The sequence below is a fragment of the Thioalkalivibrio sp. ALMg9 genome (genome assembly GCF_000380625.1).
Taxonomy (GTDB): domain Bacteria; phylum Pseudomonadota; class Gammaproteobacteria; order Ectothiorhodospirales; family Ectothiorhodospiraceae; genus Thioalkalivibrio; species Thioalkalivibrio versutus.
In genome coordinates this window covers 724,928-744,232 of the sequence record NZ_AQYC01000008.1, presented here as the reverse complement: position 1 = coordinate 744,232, position 19,305 = coordinate 724,928, and the positions used below count along the sequence as shown (strand labels likewise).

Below are 19,305 nucleotides of genomic sequence, written 5' to 3'. Positions count from 1 at the left end.
CCCCCGGGCCCTGCGGCTGCATGGCGTGCGCGGAACGCCGGAGCAACCCATCGTGATCAGTGGCCCGGTCGGCGGCGAGCCCGCCATCCTGCGCGGACGCCGCGGGGAGAACACGATCAGCCTGGTGGACGCCGAGCATGTCGTGATCCGGCACCTGACCCTGGATGGTGGTGGCGAACCCGTGGCCGGGGTGGTCGCCGAGGCGCGCGGTGATGGGGTCCATCACGTGACCCTGGAACACCTGACCATCCGTCATTACGACCATTCGCAAGGCAACGCCGGGATCACCACGCGGGCGCCCGCCCGGGACTGGGTGATCCGGCACAACGAAATCCACGATGTGGGGACCGGGATGTATCTGGGACAGCCGGACGGGACCAGCCCGTTTGTCGCTGGCGTGATCGAGCACAATCACGTTCACCGCACCCTGGGGTACAACATCCAGATCAAGCACCAGACGGACCGCGACGGGATCCCGGGGATGCCGGCGGAGCCGCGGGAGACCCGGATTCGCTACAACCTGCTGAGCAAGGCAGAGCGCGCCAGCGACGGGGGGCGGGCGCGGCCCAACCTGCTGGTGGGGCATTTCCCGCCCGCTGGGCCGGGGTCCCAGGACCGCTATCGCATCGCGGGGAACCTGTTCTATCAGAACCCGCACGAGCGTCTGTTTCAGGGCGAGGGGAATATCGAGCTACACGACAACCTGTTCCTGAACGATACGGGCGACGCGGTACTGGTGCGGCCGCACAACCACCGGCCACGCGAGATCCGGATCGTGAACAATACGATCCTGGCCACCGGGTTCGGCATCCGGGTGGACGCGTCGGGTCGGGCCTACGATCAGGAGGCGTCCGGCAACGCCGTGTTTGCCGGGGATCCGCTGCAGCTCTCGGGGCGTATCGCGGGCGGCGAGAACTTCACTGCGGCGCGCGCGGACGCGGCCCGGTATCTGGCGGCACCGGATGCCGGGCAGGATGCTCTGGATCTCTATCCCCGGGAGGGCGCTCTGCACGAGCGTTCTGCCGGCGTGAGTTCGGCCCCGGTCGCGGGTGCGGATCGCGACTACAATGGCCGTTTGCGCGAGCAGGCAGTCTGGGGTGCCTATGCCGGGCCGCCGGGGCCCAACCCCGGACGAGCGGACGGGGTCGGGCCGCGTGTCCCGGGCTGTGCACCCTGCCGCTGACGGGTTGCGAGCGTCGGTATCGCATACGAAAACGGAGAGGTATCCGGCCGGGCGCCCTCCATTACGATTGGCAACGAGAACGGACATCTTATGCATACGCTTCCCGCGCTGGATGAAGTCACCATCGGAGTAGTCGGTCTGGGGTACGTCGGCCTGCCACTGGCCGTCGAATTCGGCCATCAATGGCCCACCCGCGGGTTCGACATCGACCCGGAGCGGGTGCGGCAGCTGCAGGCCGGAGTGGACCGCACGCGCGAGGTGGAGCCGGAGAAGCTCGCCGCGACCCCGCAGCTGACGTACACCGCCGATCTCGAGGCCATGCGCGAATGCAACGTGTTCGTGGTGACCGTCCCGACGCCGATCGACCTGCACAAGCGACCGGACCTGAGACCGCTTCTGGGAGCCAGCCGCAGTGTGGGGCAGGTCCTCAAGCCGGGCGACACGGTGATCTACGAATCCACCGTTTACCCGGGGGCGACCGAGGAGGATTGCGTACCGATCCTCGAGGCGCAGTCCGGGCTGGTGCATAACCGGGACTTCTTCACCGGCTACAGCCCCGAGCGCATCAATCCGGGCGACAAGGAGCACGGGGTCACCTCCATCATGAAGGTGACCTCGGGCTCCACCCCGGAGGTGGCCGACTTCGTGGACGGGCTGTATGCGCGGGTGATCACCGCCGGGACGCACAAGGCCGAGAGCATCCGCGTGGCCGAGGCCGCCAAGGTGATCGAGAACACGCAGCGCGACGTGAACATCGCCCTGATCAACGAGCTGGCCCTGCTGTTCGAGCGCCTGGGCCTGGATACCGAGGCGGTACTGAAGGCGGCCGGAACCAAGTGGAACTTCCTGCCCTTCCGGCCGGGCCTGGTGGGCGGACACTGCATTGGCGTGGATCCCTACTACCTGACGCACAAGGCACAGGCGGTGGGCCATCACCCGGAGATGATCCTGGCCGGGCGGCGCGTGAACGATGCCATGGGCGCGCACATCGCGGACAACACGGTGCGCGCCCTGGTGCGCAAGGGCATCAACCCGGTGGGGGCGCGGATCCTGGTGATGGGGCTAACCTTCAAGGAGAACTGCCCGGACCTGCGCAACACCCGGGTGATCGACATCCACGCCACCCTGGCTGGCTACAACGCCGAGGTGACGGTCTTCGACCCCTGGGTGGACCCGGCCGAGGCCGAGCACGAGTACGGCATCACGCCGGTGACCGAGACGCCGGCACCGGGGCAGTTCGATGCAATCATCGTGGCCGTGCCGCACCGCGAATTCCTGCAGATGGGGATCGAGGCCATCCGCGAACTGGCACGGCCCGAGTCGGTAATCTTCGACGTGAAATCGGTATTCCCCCGTACTGCCACGGATCTCCGCCTGTAAGGGGGCGCCGAGCCCATCAGCGTTCGCGTTGATGCCCCCCCAGGTTCCTGATGGGGAAGCTTCGGGACCTGGCGCGGCGCGCACTGTTCCCCTGGGCCCCGGCGCGGCGCACGGATGGTGAACGCCACGCCCGCATAACGCCCGGGCTGTTCATGGGCGCGGCCGGAGCTACAGTGGCGGGACGCTTTCGTCCCGGGAGACGCTGAACCGTGTGTCCGTCCGCGTTGTTGCCCCATGGTTTCCGACGTGCCGCCTGATTGCAGGGGCGGCGCTGCGCCCCATGTGCATTCGGGCGTGACGCGCGCTTGCACCGATTCATGGATCGGCGCTTCCCTGACCCTTCGATGAGCCGGCCGCGCGCCGGTTCGGAACCGCTGTCGCTGCGTACCTGCGCGCTGTGGGCCTGGCTGTCGCTGGGCGCTGCGGTCTACCTGACGCTGCTGCCGTTCGAGTTCGGCTCGATGAGCCTGGAGCGCGCCTGGGAGATCTACCGTGGCATGAGCCTGACCGGCCCCGGGACCAGTGGCCGCCAGCAGTTCATGGCCAATGCCCTGATGTTCATGCCGTTGGGGTTCTCCTGGACCGCATGGCTGACTCATGGTCGCCGCAACCGGCTGCTTGCGACCGGCGCGTTCGTCTTCGTGGCCGCCCTGGGCCTGGCGGTTACGGCCGGCGTGGAGTTCTTGCAGGTGTGGTTGCCGTACCGGCATCCGGCGGCGGCCGATATCGCCGGAAACTTTTCCGGGGCAGTGGCCGGCTCGCTCGCCTGGCTGGCGTTGCGCGACCCGTTGGCGCGCTGGCGTCGGGTGCTGGAGGGTGCGGGTGCGCAGGCCCTGACCGCCGGGCTGGTGATCTATGCCGCCGCCTATGTGATGGTCGGCTTCGTCCCCTTTGACCTGGTGCTCGCCATGGACGAGCTGCGGGCTCGCCTGGCATCCGATGCCTGGGGCTGGTGGGTCGCTGCCGGGGCCTGCACCAGCGGGATTCGCTGTATCAGCTGGCTGACGCTGGAGGTGGTCGCCAGTATCCCGGTGGGGCTGCTCCTGGCATTGTGGCTGCACCGGCGCGGCGCGGCGCTGCTGGGGGCCGGGATCCCGCTGGCCCTGCTTCTTGCGGGCCTGCTGGAGCTGTTGAATCTCGCCACCCTGTCGGGCATCGCCGAGGGGCGGTCCGTGCTGTTGCGGGCCCTGGGGATGGGCATCGGCCTGGTCCTGTTCCGGAACCTGCCCGCGCATCCCCATGGCGTGATCCGGACGCTGCAGCAGTTCGCCACGCCGATACTCGTGATCGGTGCCGTGTTCTACGCGTTGTTGCTGGTCGCGCTCAACCACGGTTTCGGCCCGTTCCACGCCGATGTGGAAGCGGCCCGAATCCAGTGGGCCGACCTGAACCTGTGGCCGTTCTACTACCACTATCACGTGGACGAGATTCACGCCCTGCGCAGTACGGCGCTGCATCTGGCCATGTATGCACCGCTAGGGTTCCTGGTCTGGTTGTGGCAGCTGCGCCGTCCCCTGCAGCCGTCGGCGCTGAACCTGCTGGCCGTCGTGGCAGGGGTTGTCCTGGCGCTGCTGGTCGAGGCCGCCAAGCTCTTCGTGGACGGCGCGCGCCCGGACCCGGCCAGCCTGGTGCTTGCCGGCCTGGCCGCCTGGGCGATGGCCGCGCTGCTGCAATGGCTGGGTCGTGCCAGTGCCGTGGGGGGCGTACCCGCAGGACGGGCTGCGGCTGAGCCACGCGGTCCTCACCCGGAGCCGGCCGGGCCGGGCCCGAATCCGCGCGGTTTTCAGCGCCTGCGCCAGGCGCTTGCCGGCCTGCTGGCGCTGGCGACTCTGTTGCTGGCGGTGACCTGGCCGGTCGTGCCCGTGGCACTGAGCGCCGGGTTGCTGGCCTATGCCGCATTGCTGGCGTGGCGGCCGCAGGGCTGGCTGTTCGTGATCCCCGTGCTGCTGGCCACCCTGGACCTGACGCTCTACCACGGGCGCCTTTTCGTCTCCGAGCTGGACCTGTTCCTGTTGATGACCCTGGCCATGGCCCTCTGGCTCGGGCCGCATGCGCTGCATGCGGGGGCATCGTTGTTGCCGCGCGGCATTCGTTGGGCGCTGGGTCTCCTGGTGGCCTCGACGCTGATCAGCCTGGCGGTTGCCCTGTTCCCGCCCGGCACCTGGAACCCCGGCGAGGCGGTGCATTTTGCCCACCAGTGGAATGCCCTGCGGGTGGCCAAGGGCCTGCTGTGGGCGGTTGTCCTGCTGGCGATGCTGAGGGTTGCGTCTGTCCCGGTGCCGGAGCAGGTGACGCGCTGGTTTCTCCCCGGGGTGGCGCTGGCCCTGCTGGCGCAACTGGCGTTCGTGGTGCGCGAGCGGGTTACCTATCCCGGGCTGCTGAACTTCGATAGTGGCTATCGGCTGTCAGGGCTGTTTTCGGAGATGCAGGCGGGAGGGCCCAGCATCGAGACCTTTCTGGTGCTGGCCTTTCCCCTGGCCCTGATCTGGTGCTGGCGCCAGCGCCTCGGCCTGATGCTCGCCGGCTCGGCCCTGCTGGCGGTCGGGACGGCATACGCCGTGGCGATGACCTATTCGCGCGGCGGGTATCTGGGGTTGGCGGTGGCTGTGGTCGTGCTCGCGGTCGGGGTGCTGCTGGCGGCGTTGCATGGGCGCATGCAGGCTCGGCAGGGGGCACTGGTCGGTGTGCTGTTGCCCGTGGTGGCGATTGCCCTGGTTGCGGGCACCACGTTGGGCGGGTTTGCCGAGCAGCGGATGAGCCACATCGAACGTGACTTCGGGATCCGCATGGATCACTGGCAGGCCGCCCTCGAACTGCCGGGCGGCGGGCCGCTTTCACCTCTGTTTGGGCGGGGTGTCGGCAGTTTTCCGGAGCACTACCGGACCGGAAACCGGGACGGGCGCCTGCCCGGCAATCTGGCCTTCACCCGCGCGGAGGGTGAGCCGCGCCTGCAAATCGGCGGTGGCGATTCGTTGTTCGTGAATCAGCGGGTGAGCCTGCCCCGCGACGGTCTCTATACCTTGACCGTGGAGGCCGCCAGTGCCCAGCCCACGGGATTTCGAGTCTTCATCTGCGAGAAGCCCATCCGCCATTCCTTCGGTTGTCGCAGCGAGGGCATGCGCCTGGAAGACGGCGGACGTCAGACCTTCCAGTGGAGCTTCGACCTGGATCCGATGGAGGCACGCCCCTGGCCCATTCAGCGCGGCCTGGTGTTGTCGCTGGGGGTCGATGCGCGCCAGCGGTCTGTCACCGAATTTTACAGCGTGCAGGTTCGGGATTCGGCCGGTCGTGAATACGTCGCCAACGGCGACTTCGAGCATCTGGGCCGTTACTGGTACTTCACCACGGACCATCTGTGGCCGTGGCGGGTCGAGAATCAGTGGCTGGAGATCTATTTCGATCAGGGCTGGCTGGGTCTTCTGGCCTTTGTGTGGCTGACGCTGGCGGCCCTGGTTTTGCTGTTGCGGCGTTCGCTGGCGGGCGATGCGGTGGCGCTGGCGTCGACTGCCGCGTTGACAGGGGCATTGTCGATCGGCGTGTTCAGTACGCTGTTTTACTCCCCGCGGATCGCCCTGTTGTTCTACCTGGTGCTGTTGCTGGGCGTGGCGGCGTCCGCAGCGCCGGCCGCAAAGGGCGTCAGGCAATCCGCGAAGCCTCGAGCGGGTTGAATTTGGGGCAGTCGTGCGGTGCGCGGTCGGGGGCGTTATGGGCCCGTCCGGTCCGCTCGGCTTGTGCCTAACGCTGCCTCGATCCCGCGCCTGATCGGGCTGTTAAGCTCGCAGGACGAAACCGTGGTGGGGCCGGGGAGATGGGCGAGGCCTTTGATGCATTCGACGAGCGGCTGATGGAGCTGGCTCATTTTGTGGAGGAGGCCGAGTCCCTGGAAAAGGGGTTGGCCGGCCTGGCCGCGCTGGTCAGTCACGCCATGGAGTGCGAGCGCTGTTCGATCATGCTGCTGAAGCCGGACCCGGACGGGAGCGCGGTGCGCTTGCGCGTCCAGGCACATCACGGGTATCTGCCCGATCAGGCCTATGACGTGAGGCAACCCCTTGGCTCGGGTATTTCGGGGCGGGTGGCGAGTGCGCGCAAGGGGTTGCTGATTCGTGACCTGCATGCCTCCGATTTTGCAGCCGAGGCGCGGCGGGCCGAGGGTTCGGGTCCGGTCGACGTGATCGCGGTGCCAGTGATTCTGGAGGGCGACCTGTTGGGCGTGATCAACATCGACAGCCCCGAGGGGCGGGGCCGGCTGACGCAGGAGGATTTGCGCCGGGCGTTGATCCTGGCCCTGGTGGTGGCGAAGTCGGTCCTCGTCCATCGGTTAAAGGGACTTTTGCGCACGAGTTTTACGCAGATGGCGCTGGCGCGACAGCCGGGTGCGGCAACGGGCCCCATTACCCACGCCCCGGAACGCGTGGCCCGGTTGCTGGCGCGCACGCTGTACGACGAGATGAGCCGGGCCGGATTCTCCCGCGATCATGTGCTGATTGCCGCGACCGAACTCATTGGTCAGGTAAGCGAGGGCCGGGAATGAACCATCACGCGGTCATGGCGATGGCGCAAGGTGCGAACCGGTGAAGGATGCCGGCTTCGAACGCCGTTGGCGCCAGCGCTTCCTGGAGCGCGGGGCGAACCTGGAGGACGATGCCGGGATCGCGGGCTGGACGCACAGCGGCCTGCATAGCCGCATCCGGCAGTTCGAGCGACTGTGGCGGCGCGCCGACGTGGGGCCCGGTCGCTGGCTGGATGTCGGCTGCGGCGCGGGAACCTACACACGGATGCTGCATGCGCAGGGCCATGGGGTCTGGGGGCTGGACTACTCAACGCCCTCCCTGCAGAAGGCGCGGGATCGAAGTGATCCGGCGATCCCCTGGCTGGCGGCGGACATCAATCACCTCCCGCTGGCGGACGCCGCCTTCGACGGGGTGCTCTGCTTCGGCGTCATGCAGGCCTTGTCGGATCCAAAGCCGGCACTTGCCGAGATTCGGCGCGTTCTGCGCCCGGGAGGCGAGGCCTGGGTCGATGCGCTGAACCTGCGTTGCCTGCCCACGGCGGTTCGCGAATGGCGCCGGTGTCGGCGAGGGCGTCCGCCGCATCTGCGCTACGACGACCCTCAGGGTTTTCGCGCGGCGGCGGAGGCCGTGGGTCTGCGGCCCGAGGCGTTGTACTGGCTTCCGTTGGCCCCCGGCCGCCTGGCGCGCTTGCAGCCGCTCCTGGAGAACCGGGGCACCCGGAGTTTCCTGCAGGCGGTGCCGGCCGCCGGGGCGTGGCTGAGTCATTCGTTCATTCTGCGGGTGCGGCGGGTATGAGGGGCGGGCCACTCAGGGCTGTCGGAAAACTTTCCACTCGGCGCCTCCGCGTGCCCCGCGGGCTTTGTATCGTCGAGGGTCGGAGCCGTTATATCAGTAAGTTACCCGTTATTCAAAAGGCTGGCATCCCGCTTGCTATGTTCCAGGAGAAAGCGTCTGATTGCAGTGTACCCCCCGGATCGCAGCCCATTGCGGCGTGGCCGGGTGCCGTTGCCCGGACGGCGAAATGGCGAGGTTTGACCTGGAGCAGGCAAGCATGAGTGATGAACACGAGCACAACGGAAATCATGGCCCCGAAGACGTAGGCGAGGGCAAGTCCACCGCCCCCGTGGACCCGGACACGGGTTCGTCCGGCCTTCGCAGTCGCAGCCGGCGCCGCCTGACCGCGGCCGGCCTGGGTGGGGCGATGCTGGTGTCGCTCCCGGCCAAGTCGGTCTGGGGCGCCCAGGGGCAGTGCTCGCTGTCGGGCAACATCTTCTCCGCCAACGTCTCCAACATTGACCACGAGTGCACCGCGGGCGATGGCTGTACCTCGGCGTTCTGGAAGGACAACTGGGGTGCCTGGGAGTGCACCGGGTATTCCCCGGGTTCCTGCATTCAGACCAGCGGGACCGACAACAACTGCCAGCGTTTTGACGCCACCGTGGGTACGGGCGGGGCGACCTCCTTCGAGGAGGTCTTCGGTTACAGGCCGGAATGTCTGACCGGCACACCCTCGCTGATGGAGGTGCTCCATGCCTGGGGCGTGTGCAGGGGGTCGCTCGACTGGCATGCAGTGGGCGCCGTTCTGAACGCAGCGTGTACCTCGATCGACTTCGGCGCCTCGGTCGACGAGGTGATCAAGGCCTATTCGATGGCCCGCGAGGATGTGGGCAAGCACTCCGCGGTGACGAACGTCTTCGCCTACATGAACGAGCGCTTCTGCCCGATCAACGGCCTGGGCGACTGCGGAGACGGCTACACGCGCAACGAGGCGGGCGAGTGCGTGGAGGTGCGGACCAACTCTTCCACTCTCAATCGTTGATATCCCGGGGCGCTGCCCACCAGCGCTCCTGGGCCGGTCGGTACACGAGGCCCCCTTGTCCGTTTCTGAAGAATCCTTTGCGCTGATCCCGCTGCCCGCCGCTCACGTGCGGGCATGGGGTGAATCGGTGGTTGTCTATGATCAGCGCTGTGGCGAGACGCACGTGCTGCAGCCCCCTCTGATCGACATCTTCCAGGCCCTGCAAGAGGGGCCGATGACGCCGGCCACCCTGTTCGAGTACCTTGAACAGCGATATGACGCCACGGAAGGGGACCTGGAGGATGCGATGCACGCCGGCTTGAGCCAGTTGCGGCAGCATGATCTGATCCGTGTCTCCCCGGAGTCGCGGGACGCGTGATTGCCCATGAAGACCTGAGGGCGGGGTTGCGGGACGCCGGCCTTGCCATCCAGGTGGGGCCCTTCGTGGTCCGCTTGCGTTCGCGGCTGGACCGGGTCGAGCACTCCGTGGCCCTGTTCTACGACCGGCAACTTTTGCCGGCCGCCAGTACCCCCTTCGCCGATTTCCACGTCACCCTTGCGGCCTCCCCCGGCCTGCGCTCGGTTTGGCGTCCGCAGGCGCGTTTCTTTCTGGATGGTCGCTCGCCCTTCCGCCCCCTGCCGCTGGCGCATGCCTATCCGCTGTTCGAGTGGGGGCTGAACTGGTGCATTGCCCAGCACGCCCATGACTTCCTGATGATCCATGCGGCGGTGCTGGAGCGCGACGGCCGGGCGCTGGTGATGCCGGGCGAGCCCGGGGCGGGAAAGAGCACGCTGACCGCGGCCCTGACCCTGTCGGGCTGGCGGTTGTTGTCGGACGAATTCGCCCTGCTGTCGCTGGCGACCGGCAAGCTGGTCGCGCTGCCGCGTCCGGTCAGCCTGAAGAATGCCGCCATCGACCTGATCCGCGAACGCCATCCGCAGGCGATCATCGGTCCCGCCTCCCACGACACCAGCAAGGGGACCGTGGCACATCTGAAGCCACCGGATTCGAGCATTGAACGGATGCACCAGCAGGCCGGGCCGGCTTGGCTGGTCTTCCCGCGCTTTGCGGCCGGAGGACGTGACCGCCTGCAACCTCTGGAGCGGGCCGAGGCATTGCTGAAGCTGATCGGCTCGTCCTTCAATTACAGCGTGGTGGGCGGAGCGGGTTTCGGGGCAGCGGCCGATCTGATCGAGCAAAGCGCCTGCCTGAATCTGGAGTACGCGGACCTGGATGCCTCCCTGGGGTTGCTGAATGATCTCGCCGGGGCGGGCGCATGATCCGTCCCGCGCTGGAGCAACTGCTCGCGGTCCTCGCCGAGCCGGCAGCCTCCCGCAGTCTTTCGCTGGCGGATTGGGATTGGCTGGTCCGGGTGGCGCGAGTGGCCTCTCTGGAGGGGCGGTTGCATGCCTTGATCAAGGATGCCGGGGCGTTGTCGGATGTGCCTCCGGCGCCCCGGCGACACCTGCACGTCGCGCGGGTCCTGGCGGATCGCCAGCACGCCATGGCTCGCTGGGAGGTGGCACGGATTCACGAGGCCCTGGCGCCGGAGGCGATCCCGGTGATGCTCCTGAAAGGCGCGGCCTACGTGATGGCCGGGCTGCCCAGTGCGCCGGGGCGGCAGTTCTCCGATGTCGACATCCTGGTCCCGCAGGCGCAGATCCAGTCGGCGGAACAGCACCTGTTCGTTCAGGGGTGGGTCTGCGAGGGCTACGACACCTACGACCAGACCTACTATCGCCAGTGGATGCACGAGCTGCCTCCGCTCACGCACATGCGGCGCAAGAGCGTGCTGGATGTGCATCACACCATCCTGCCGCCGACCGCGCGGTTGCATCCCGATCCGGAACTCCTGTGGGCGGCCGCGCTGCCGCTGGATGGCTTTCCCGGAATGTACGTTCCGGGGCCGGCCGACATGGTCCTGCACAGTGCGACGCATCTGTTTCACGATGGCGAACTGGAGAACGGCCTGCGGGACCTGGCGGATATGGATGCGCTACTGCGTCGTTTTGTGGCGGAGGATTCGGACTTCTGGGAACACCTGACGGCGCGCGCCTTCGAGATGGATCTGGCACGCCCGCTCTACTATGCGTTGCGCTATGGTCGCGAGTTCCTGCAGACCCCCGTCCCCGATTCGGCGTTCCGCGCGCTGGCCGCGGCGCGTCCGGCGCGTCCTCTTCTGGTGCTGATGGACGGCCTGTTCCGGCGCGGCCTGAAACCGCATCACTGGAGTTGCGACGGCCGGTTGTCCGGCACCGCCCGCTGGTTGTTGTATGTACGCTCGCACTATCTGCGCATGCCCTTGCACTTGCTGGTTCCGCACCTGCTGCGCAAGGCGGCCAAGGACCATCGCAAGGGCAACAGGAACCAGGCTGAGCCCTGATCGGAGTGGCCAGGGCTCAGGGGGCTGCGGGGCCGGAAACCATGGCTTCGGAAAGGGCCATCAGGGGTGCGAGAAACAGTTCGCCGCGGAACAGGATGCGCGGGCCTGCCACCAGCCCCATGCACCGATAGCGTAGTTGTGCCATGCCGGAGCCCGCCAGGCCGCGCCCCGCGGTTTCCACTTGCTCCGCGGGGCTCACCAGGATGTGCAGGGCGTCGGCGCTTCGCAGGGCGCGTGCTAGCCGCTGGTCCACGCTGATGTGGTGCGCGGTGTAGACCATGGGGTCGCGGTAGAAATCGTGGCCGTCTGCATCGGCCTTTTCGAGCAGGGCGCAGGAGATCAGCGCGGCGGGAAACATGTCCGGAAAGTTGATGCGATCTTCGAGCTCGTCGAAGTAGTCCGCCTGGCGCACGAGTGACCCCGACAGCAGGTTCTTGGCATTGCTGTTGGACATGAACTTGCGCTTGTGGAACCACCCGTTTTCTGCAAGCACGCAGCGATCCTCGAGCTGCTCGAGTCGGACATCCGCGGGCAGCGGCAATGACTCGCCAGGCAACGCCTGGGGTGTCAGGGAGTCGCGTACATGGCCGAGCAGCACCAGTCCGCTGCCTTTGCGCATCGCGATGCGATTGGATACCTGCGGCTGTCCCGACGCATCCGTGCCCCGGAGGGTGGGTTTGACGACGGTGGTGAACGGCTCGTCGACGCGCAGGGCGCCGGCGAACGTGAATTGGTAGTTGCGGAACCGGAGTTGCGAGGTGCTTCCGGCATCGCCCTCGGCGATCCGCATCCGGGTCACCAGGGCCTCTGCCAGACACTCCAGCTGAAAGCCCAGCACGATCGGTCCGCCAAACGGATTGCCGCGGATGCGCGTCCATTTGTCGCCGTCATGGAACGGGTTGAAGTCGTCCGTGGCGTTGCGGGCCACATCGATGTGGATCTGGCGGTAAACGCAGCGAGTATCGGACGATGAGGCCGCCATGGGTGTGCCTTTGTCCGGCTCGGACTTGCCGTGAGGGGAGGGGGTGCGGATCAGCCTACTCCTGGTAGCTGGCCAGCAGCGGGCGGATCCGGTCGGCGGGGACCGCATAACTGATGCCGCTGGGCCGGCTTACTGCGGCCTCGCGCCCGCCCTGGACGAAGACCTGGTTGATTACGCCGACGACTTCGCCATTGTCGATGCGGTAGAGGGGGCTGCCGCTGTTACCGGGGTAGGCGGTGGCATCCAGCTGAAACACCATCGGCGCGCCGGCGCGCAGTTGCCGGATGTGAGCCTCGCTCAGTTCTCTCGAGCGGCGGGCGGTGATCGCCATGGGGGTGCGTGCGGCCACGTTGGCACGATGGGTCGCGGGGTAGATGCCCAGGATCATGCCGATCGGGTAGCCAGTGAAAGCCAGCTGCTCGCCCGCGCGTACGGCGTCCGACGATCCCAGTCGCAAGGGGGGCAGTGGAGGGCCGGCGATCCGCAACAGGGCCAGGTCGTCGTTCGCCGAATGGGCCACAAGCTCCGCGCTGTGGATGGAGGTGTCGCGACCTTCGCCGCTGACTACCACGAGTTGCTCGCGGTTTGCATGATCCAGTGATTCCGGGATCACATGGTGATTCGTAACGATGAGGCGCCCGTCGCCGACCGCAAATCCGGTTGCGAGGTAATTGGCTCGCGGGCTGCGCGACGGCTGGTGGGTCGCAATACTGACTACCGAGGGCTTGATGCGCTCGATCGTGTCCGGCAGTCCGTCGGCGGCAGCCGGGCGCTGGGTAACCAGCAGGGCCAGAAGGCTCGCCGTGGCCAGCACCTTCAGCGTCTTCCTCGCGCGCTGCCAGGTGTCTGCCGAAAAGCCCCGGGAGAAGAGGGCGGATCGCTTGCTCGTCGTGCTGTCCATGGGCCATCCCCGCCAGTCGATGGTTCGAGTCTAGGTCAGGCGGTTCCGGCCGTGGTGCTGATGCGTTAGGCGAAGGGGGTCATGGTCAGCGGGCGCTTTAACGCCGCGTCGACGCCCCGTCAGTTGAAGACGATGGTCTTGTTGCCGTGAGTGAGGACGCGGCCCTCGAGGTGGTAGCGCAGGCCGCGGGCGAGGACCCAGCGTTCGACGTCGCGGCCCTTGCGGATCAGGTCCTGCACGCCGTCGTCGTGGCGGATGCGGGTGACGTCCTGCTCGATGATCGGGCCGGCGTCGAGGTCCTCGGTGACGTAGTGGCAGGTGGCGCCGATCAGCTTCACGCCGCGGGCGAAGGCCTGGTGATAGGGGCGGGCACCGACGAACGACGGCAGGAAGCTGTGGTGGATGTTGAGGATACGCTCGGGGTATTCGTCGCAGAGCGTGGGCGGCAGGATCTGCATGTAGCGCGCCAGCACGATGGCATCGGGCGCCAGCTCGGCGAGGCGCGCCTGCAGGGTGGCAAAGGCGGCCGCGCGGTCTGCGCGCGGCACGGGGATGTGCTCGAACGGGATGCCGTAGCAATCCGCCAGCGGTGCCAGGTCGCGGTGGTTGGAAAGGATCGCCGGGATCTCCATCGGCAGTTCGTCGTTGCTCCAGCGGGCCAGCAGGTCGCTGAGACAGTGCGGTTCGCGCGAGACCATCAGCACCACGCGCGGGCGGGTGTCGGCCCCCGCCAGCCACCAGTCCATGCCAAGATCGCGGGCCAGTTCATCCAGCCGTTCACGCAGGGCGGGCTCGGCATCGATGGGCAGCGAGAATACCCAGCGCATGAAGAACCAGCCGGCCTCGGCATCGGTGTGCTGGGCCGCCTCGGTGATCCAGCCATCGGTATTCGCGATTGCGTTGGCAATGCGCGCGACGATTCCGTGCTGATCGGGGCAGCGGATACTCAGCCGAAAACGGGGTCGATCATCCATGTCGTTTAAGTATCCCGAATAAGGTCAAGGGCGGGTTTCACCACGAAGCGCGCAAAGGCGCGGAGAAGATCATGGACATTTTTACCACAGAGGGCATCGCCCCAAGCGAAGTCATCCCGGAAACCGCGCAGCGGTTATCCGGGATCTCCCGGGGTTGGCGATGCGTCGGTGGCAGCCTTGGAAGATCCCGGCTCTCCGCTGCGCTGCGGCCGGGATGACGAGATTCTGCTACGCATCGGGTCCGGGCGGTGCCAAAGGATCAATGCGATTCGCGGCGCGCCTCAGCATCCTGCCTGCCACAAAGCCATCCCCGGTTATCTCCGTGACCTCTGTGGTTCATTCGCCTTGCCCTCTTCATCTCTTCGTGCGCTTCGTGGTGAACAAATCGCCGCAAGGAAGGACGGGGCGGGTCAGGCAGATTCGCGGCGCAGGCCGGTGGGGATGGAGAAGGTGATGGTCTCTTCGCGGCCGGCGAGTTCGGAGACGGCGTCGACGCCGTGCCCGCGCAGGAAGTCGAGCACCTCGTTGACCAGGATCTCCGGGGCCGAGGCGCCGGCGGTGACGCCAATGCGGCTCTTGCCCTCGAGCCAGGCCGGGTCGATGTCGGCTGCGCCGTCCACCAGATAGGACTCCACGCCCATGCGTGCGCCGATCTCGCTCAGGCGGTTGGAGTTCGAGCTGTTCTTCGAGCCGACCACTAGTAGCAGGTCGCATTGCTTCGCCAGGTCCTTCACCGCGTCCTGGCGGTTCTGGGTGGCGTAGCAGATGTCCATCTTGCGCGGGCCTTCGATCTTCGGGAAGCGCGCGGTCAGGGCGTCGATGATCCCGGCGGTGTCGTCCATCGACAGCGTGGTCTGGGACACGAAGGCAAGCCGGTCGGGGTTGGCCACCTCGAGGTTCTCGACGTCCGCGATGGTCTCGACCAGCATCATGCTCCCGCCCCGGGAATCATCGAACTGGCCCAGGGTGCCCTCGACCTCGGGGTGCCCGGCGTGGCCGATCAGCACCACCTCGCGGCCCTCGCGAGCGTAGCGCGCTACCTCCAGATGCACCTTGGTGACCAGCGGGCAGGTGGCGTCGAACACCGTCAGGCCGCGTTGTTCGGCCTCCTGCTGCACACGCTTGGGCACGCCGTGGGCGGAGAAGATCACCACCTGGCCGTCGGGGACCTCGTCCAGCTCGTCGACGAAGCGCACGCCGGCATCCGTCAGACGCCCGACCACGTGCCGGTTGTGTACCACTTCATGGCGGACGTACAGCGGCGCGCCGTAGATCTCCAGGGCGCGTTCCACGATCTCGATGGCGCGTTCCACCCCGGCGCAGAAACCGCGCGGATTGGCGAGCTGGGCCTGCATGCTCATAGGAGACTCTCCTGCGACCTATTGCGGTTCACTTACCGATAGCACATCCACCTCGAAGGTGAAGTTCTGCCCCGCCAGCGGGTGGTTGAAATCCACCGTCACGGTGTCGTCCTCTACCGCTTCGATGCGGCCGGGTACGGCATCGCCGGCCGGGCTGTTGAACTCGTAGATGTAGTCCACTTCCAGCGGCAGGTCGGCCGGGAACTGCGAGCGCGGCATCTGCTGCACCGCCGCCTGGTCCCGAAACGGGAACATGACGCCGGCCTCGATCGCAAATTCCCGGTGGTCGCCCGCGATCAGACCGACCAGCAGATCCTCCAGCCCGGGCAGGATCTCGCCGGAACCGATCTCCAGGGTGATGGGTTCTTCGCCCGTCCCGTCCACGACAAAGCCGTTTTCCAGGATCAGGCGGTAGTGCATCTCGATGTGCGCGCCCTTGGTGGCCGTGGTCATGTGTGCTCCCGACTAGTCTGTGTTGCCCGAGTGGCTGCGATCGCCCTCGATGAAGGTCGCGACGATCAGCGTGATCGCCCCTACAACAATGGCCATGTCCGCCACGTTGAAGGCCGGCCAGTGATAGCCCGCCCAGTGAAAGTCCAGAAAATCCACCACCGCGCCGTAGCGCACGCGGTCGATCAGGTTGCCGATGGCGCCGCCCAGCACCAGGCCCAGGGCGGTCACCGACCACCAGGCCTGGCGTGGCAGGCGGGCCAGCCAGACGAGGATCAGAAGCCCGATCACCACGGCAATGCCGGTCAGCAGCCAGCGGCCCCAGTCCCCGGCCCCGGCCAGAAAGCTGAAGGCCGCACCCGGGTTGTACACCAGCGACAGGTTGAAGAAGCTCGTGACCTCGACCGGCGCGAACAGCGTCAGCGCATGCTCCGCCCAGACCTTGGTGACCTGGTCGGCCAGCACGATGGCCACCGCGATCAGCAGCCCCGGGCCGAGGCCGGACCCCCGCAAGCCCATCAAGCGAAACGCCGGGTCTCGCCCGGGCCGTCCACGTTACTGACGCAGCGCCCGCACAGTTCCGGATGCTGGGTGTGTTGACCGACGTCCGGGCGGCGGTGCCAGCAGCGGGCGCACTTGGGCTGTTCGCTCTTGTGCACCGCCACGCCCAGCGGCGTCCCGTCGCCGAGTTCCGCGGCATGCGCAGCTTCCGGTGCGGCGCCTTCGGCGAGGCGTGCCTCGGAGGTGATCAGCACGAAGCGCAATTCGTCTCCGAGGCGTTCCAGCAGGCTGCGGGCACTCGAGTCGGCCGGCAGGTGCAGGTCGATCTCGGCATTCAGCGAGGCGCCGATGCCCTGCTCGTTGCGCGCCAGTTCCAGGGCGCGGGCGACATGGGTGCGCACCTCCAGGATGCGGTCCCAGTCGCCATCGGAGAACGTGGCGTCTTCCGGCAGGGGCGCCAGCCCCTCGTACCAGGTGGCGAACAGCACGCTGTCCGGACGCTCGCCGGGCAGCAGTTCCCAGATCTCCTCGGCGGTGAAGGTCAGGATCGGGGCCACCCAGCGGGTCAGGGCCTCGGCCACGTGATACAGCGCGGTCTGTGCCGAGCGGCGGGCGTGCGAGTCTGCCTGGGTGGTGTACTGACGATCCTTGATCACGTCCAGGTAGAAACTGCCCAGCTCCACCGAGCAGAAGTTGTGTACCCGCTGGTAGATCTGGTGGAACTGGTAGCCGTCGTAGGCCTGCGTGACCTGGCCCTGTACCTGCAGTGCGCGGGCGACGATCCAGCGATCCAGTGGCAGTAGATCCTCCAGCGGCAGGGCGTGTTCGGCCGGCTCGAAGCCGTTCAGGTTGCCCAGCAGGAAGCGCGTAGTGTTGCGGATGCGGCGATAGGCATCGGCGGTGCGGTCGAGGATGTCCTTGGAGATCGCCATCTCGCCGGAGAAGTCGGTCGCCGCGACCCACAGGCGCAGGATGTCCGCCCCCAGGGTGGAGACCACCTCTTGTGGCGCGACCACGTTGCCGCGCGACTTGGACATCTTCTCGCCCTTCTCGTCCACCGTGAAGCCGTGGGTCAGCACCGCCTTGTAGGGCGCCTCGCCACGCATGGCCACGCTGGTCAGCAGGCTGGACTGGAACCAGCCGCGGTGCTGGTCCGAGCCCTCCAGGAACAGGTCCACCGGCAGCTCGCCCAGTTCCGGGCGTTTCTCCACGACCGTGGAGTGCAGCACGCCGGAGTCGAACCAGACGTCCAGCGTGTCGTTGAGCTTCACGTAGTCGTCGGCCTTCTCGCCCAGCAATTCCTGCGGATCCAGCTGGAACCAGGCCTCGATACCGTCGCGCTCGATGCGCTGTGCGATGGTCTCGATCAGCTCCGCGGTATGCGGATGCAGGCGGTTGGTTTCCTTGTGCACGAAGAACGGGATCGGCACGCCCCAGTTGCGCTGGCGCGAGATGCACCAGTCCGGGCGGTTGACCACCATCCCGTGGATCCGGGCCTGGCCCCAGCTCGGCATCCACTCCGTGTCGGCGATGGCCTTCAGGGCATCGGCGCGCAGCTCGGCGCGGTCCATGCTGATGAACCACTGCGGCGTCGCGCGGAAGATGATCGGGGTCTTGTGGCGCCAGCAATGCGGATAGCTGTGCTCGAACTTTACCGCCACGATCAGCGCGGCGTGCTCCTTCAGCACGTCGATCACGTGGCCGTTGGCCTGGTGCACGTTCTCGCCGGCGAAGTGCGGGGTGTCGGGCAGGAAGCGGCCATCCGGGCCCACCGGGTTTTCCACCGGCAGGCTGTACTGCAGCCCGACCGCATAGTCCTCCTGGCCGTGGCCGGGGGCGGTGTGCACCGCGCCGGTACCGGTCTCGGTGGTCACGTGATCGCCGAGGATCAGCGGCACGTCGCGCTCCAGGAACGGGTGGCGCAGCATCAGGCCTTCCAGTGCCTGACCCTTGGTGCGTGCCACGATGTGGCCTTCGCCCAGGGAGTAGCGCGCCAGGCAGTCCTCGACCAGGTCCTCCGCCAGCAGGATGCGCTCGTGTTCCAGCTCCACCAGGGCGTAGTTCAGTTCCGGGTGCAGGGCGACCGCCTGGTTGGCCGGCAGGGTCCAGGGGGTGGTGGTCCAGATCACCACGCTGATCGGGCCGCGCGAGCCGTCGATGCCGTCGAAGCGGCGCAGGAAGTCGATGTCGTCGACCACGCGAAAGCGTACGTCGATCGCCTGAGAGAACTTGTCCTCATACTCGACCTCGGCCTCGGCCAGGGCCGAGCCGCAGTCCACACACCAGTGCACCGGCTTCTCGCCCATCTGCACGTGGCCGCGCTTGAAGATGGTGCCCAGCGCGCGGACGGTGTCCGCCTCCACCTGGTAGTTCATGGTCAGGTAGGGGTTGTCCCAGTCTCCCAGCACGCCCAGGCGCTGGAAGTCCGCGCTCTGGCCGTCCACCTGCTCCTGGGCGTATTCGCGACAGGCCTTGCGGAAGGTCGCGGCGTCCACGTCGCGCCCGGCCTTGCCCAGCTTCTGTTCCACCTTCAGCTCGATCGGCAGGCCGTGGCAGTCCCAGCCCGGCACGTAGGGGGCGTCGAAGCCGGCCAGCGTGCGGCTCTTCACGATCACGTCCTTGAGGATCTTGTTGACCGCGTGGCCGACGTGGATCGAGCCGTTCGCATACGGAGGGCCGTCGGCCAGCACGAAGCGCGGCCGCCCGGCGCAGTATTCGCGCAGGCGCTGGTAGCGGTCCTCGGCCTTCCAGGCCTCCAGCCACTCCGGCTCCCGCGTCGCCAGGCCGGCGCGCATGGGTAAGGCCGTCTCGGGCAGGTTGAGGGTGTCCTTGTAGGGGTTCGGCGGTGCCGGTTTGCGTGCCATTAGCGAGTTCCGGATC

16 protein-coding genes are annotated in these 19,305 nt (G+C 67.3%); 9 read left to right on the top strand and 7 right to left on the bottom strand.

The window, feature by feature from the left end:
* The first annotated feature begins 52 nt into the window (after positions 1-52).
* The 9 genes from F792_RS0108915 (at position 53) to F792_RS0108875 (ending at position 11,256) form a co-directional block, all read left to right on the top strand.
* A complete protein-coding gene (locus F792_RS0108915) occupies positions 53-1,183 on the top strand; it encodes a hypothetical protein (protein WP_026305935.1) in 1,131 nt (376 codons plus the stop codon).
* Between the two features lie 90 nt (positions 1,184-1,273).
* Positions 1,274-2,563 carry a nucleotide sugar dehydrogenase gene (locus tag F792_RS0108910; protein WP_018169281.1) on the top strand — a complete coding sequence of 430 codons (1,290 nt, stop codon included), beginning with the start codon at positions 1,274-1,276 and terminating at the stop codon, positions 2,561-2,563.
* 344 nt (positions 2,564-2,907) lie between these two features.
* A complete protein-coding gene (locus F792_RS0108905; RefSeq protein ID WP_018169280.1) occupies positions 2,908-6,231 on the top strand; it encodes a VanZ family protein in 3,324 nt (1,107 codons plus the stop codon).
* A 140-nt stretch (positions 6,232-6,371) separates the two neighbouring features.
* A complete protein-coding gene (locus F792_RS0108900; protein WP_018169279.1) occupies positions 6,372-7,094 on the top strand; it encodes a GAF domain-containing protein in 723 nt (240 codons plus the stop codon).
* A gap of 40 nt (positions 7,095-7,134) precedes the next feature.
* Complete coding sequence (locus F792_RS0108895; RefSeq protein ID WP_018169278.1) at positions 7,135-7,869, top strand: class I SAM-dependent methyltransferase; 735 nt, start codon at positions 7,135-7,137, stop codon at positions 7,867-7,869.
* A gap of 256 nt (positions 7,870-8,125) precedes the next feature.
* Positions 8,126-8,893, top strand: a complete 768-nt coding sequence (locus tag F792_RS0108890) for a hypothetical protein (RefSeq protein ID WP_018169277.1) — start codon at positions 8,126-8,128, stop codon at positions 8,891-8,893.
* A gap of 55 nt (positions 8,894-8,948) precedes the next feature.
* Positions 8,949-9,251 (top strand): HPr-rel-A system PqqD family peptide chaperone, encoded by a 303-nt coding sequence (locus F792_RS0108885; protein WP_018144789.1) that lies wholly within the window; start codon positions 8,949-8,951, stop codon positions 9,249-9,251.
* Positions 9,248-10,153: an HprK-related kinase A gene (locus F792_RS0108880; protein ID WP_018169276.1), complete on the top strand. Its 906-nt coding sequence runs from the start codon at positions 9,248-9,250 to the stop codon at positions 10,151-10,153. Before F792_RS0108885 ends, F792_RS0108880 begins: the two co-directional genes overlap by 4 nt.
* Positions 10,150-11,256, top strand: a complete 1,107-nt coding sequence (locus tag F792_RS0108875) for a nucleotidyltransferase family protein (RefSeq protein ID WP_018169275.1) — start codon at positions 10,150-10,152, stop codon at positions 11,254-11,256. The genes F792_RS0108880 and F792_RS0108875 overlap by 4 nt, the downstream gene beginning before the upstream one ends.
* A 16-nt stretch (positions 11,257-11,272) precedes the next feature.
* Here F792_RS0108875 and F792_RS0108870 read toward each other — a convergent pair whose 3' ends face one another.
* The 7 genes from F792_RS0108870 to ileS all read right to left on the bottom strand — a co-directional run bounded on the left by F792_RS0108870 (position 11,273) and on the right by ileS (position 19,289).
* On the bottom strand, positions 11,273-12,238 hold the full coding sequence (locus tag F792_RS0108870) for a hypothetical protein (RefSeq protein ID WP_018169274.1): 966 nt from the start codon (positions 12,236-12,238) through the stop codon (positions 11,273-11,275).
* A 55-nt stretch (positions 12,239-12,293) separates the two neighbouring features.
* Complete coding sequence (locus tag F792_RS0108865) at positions 12,294-13,139, bottom strand: S1C family serine protease (protein WP_018169273.1); 846 nt, start codon at positions 13,137-13,139, stop codon at positions 12,294-12,296.
* Positions 13,140-13,258: 119 nt separating this feature from the next.
* Positions 13,259-14,113 (bottom strand): formyltetrahydrofolate deformylase, encoded by an 855-nt coding sequence (purU, locus tag F792_RS0108860; RefSeq protein WP_018169272.1) that lies wholly within the window; start codon positions 14,111-14,113, stop codon positions 13,259-13,261.
* A gap of 410 nt (positions 14,114-14,523) precedes the next feature.
* Entirely contained in the window at positions 14,524-15,474 is a 951-nt protein-coding gene (gene ispH / locus F792_RS0108855; RefSeq protein ID WP_018169271.1) for a 4-hydroxy-3-methylbut-2-enyl diphosphate reductase, read from the bottom strand.
* Positions 15,475-15,492: 18 nt separating this feature from the next.
* Positions 15,493-15,927 (bottom strand): peptidylprolyl isomerase, encoded by a 435-nt coding sequence (locus F792_RS0108850; protein WP_018169270.1) that lies wholly within the window; start codon positions 15,925-15,927, stop codon positions 15,493-15,495.
* Positions 15,928-15,939: 12 nt separating this feature from the next.
* Entirely contained in the window at positions 15,940-16,443 is a 504-nt protein-coding gene (gene lspA, locus F792_RS0108845; RefSeq protein WP_018169269.1) for a signal peptidase II, read from the bottom strand.
* Entirely contained in the window at positions 16,443-19,289 is a 2,847-nt protein-coding gene (gene ileS, locus F792_RS0108840; RefSeq protein ID WP_018169268.1) for an isoleucine--tRNA ligase, read from the bottom strand. The genes lspA and ileS overlap by 1 nt, the downstream gene beginning before the upstream one ends.
* Between the last annotated feature and the right edge of the window lie 16 nt (positions 19,290-19,305).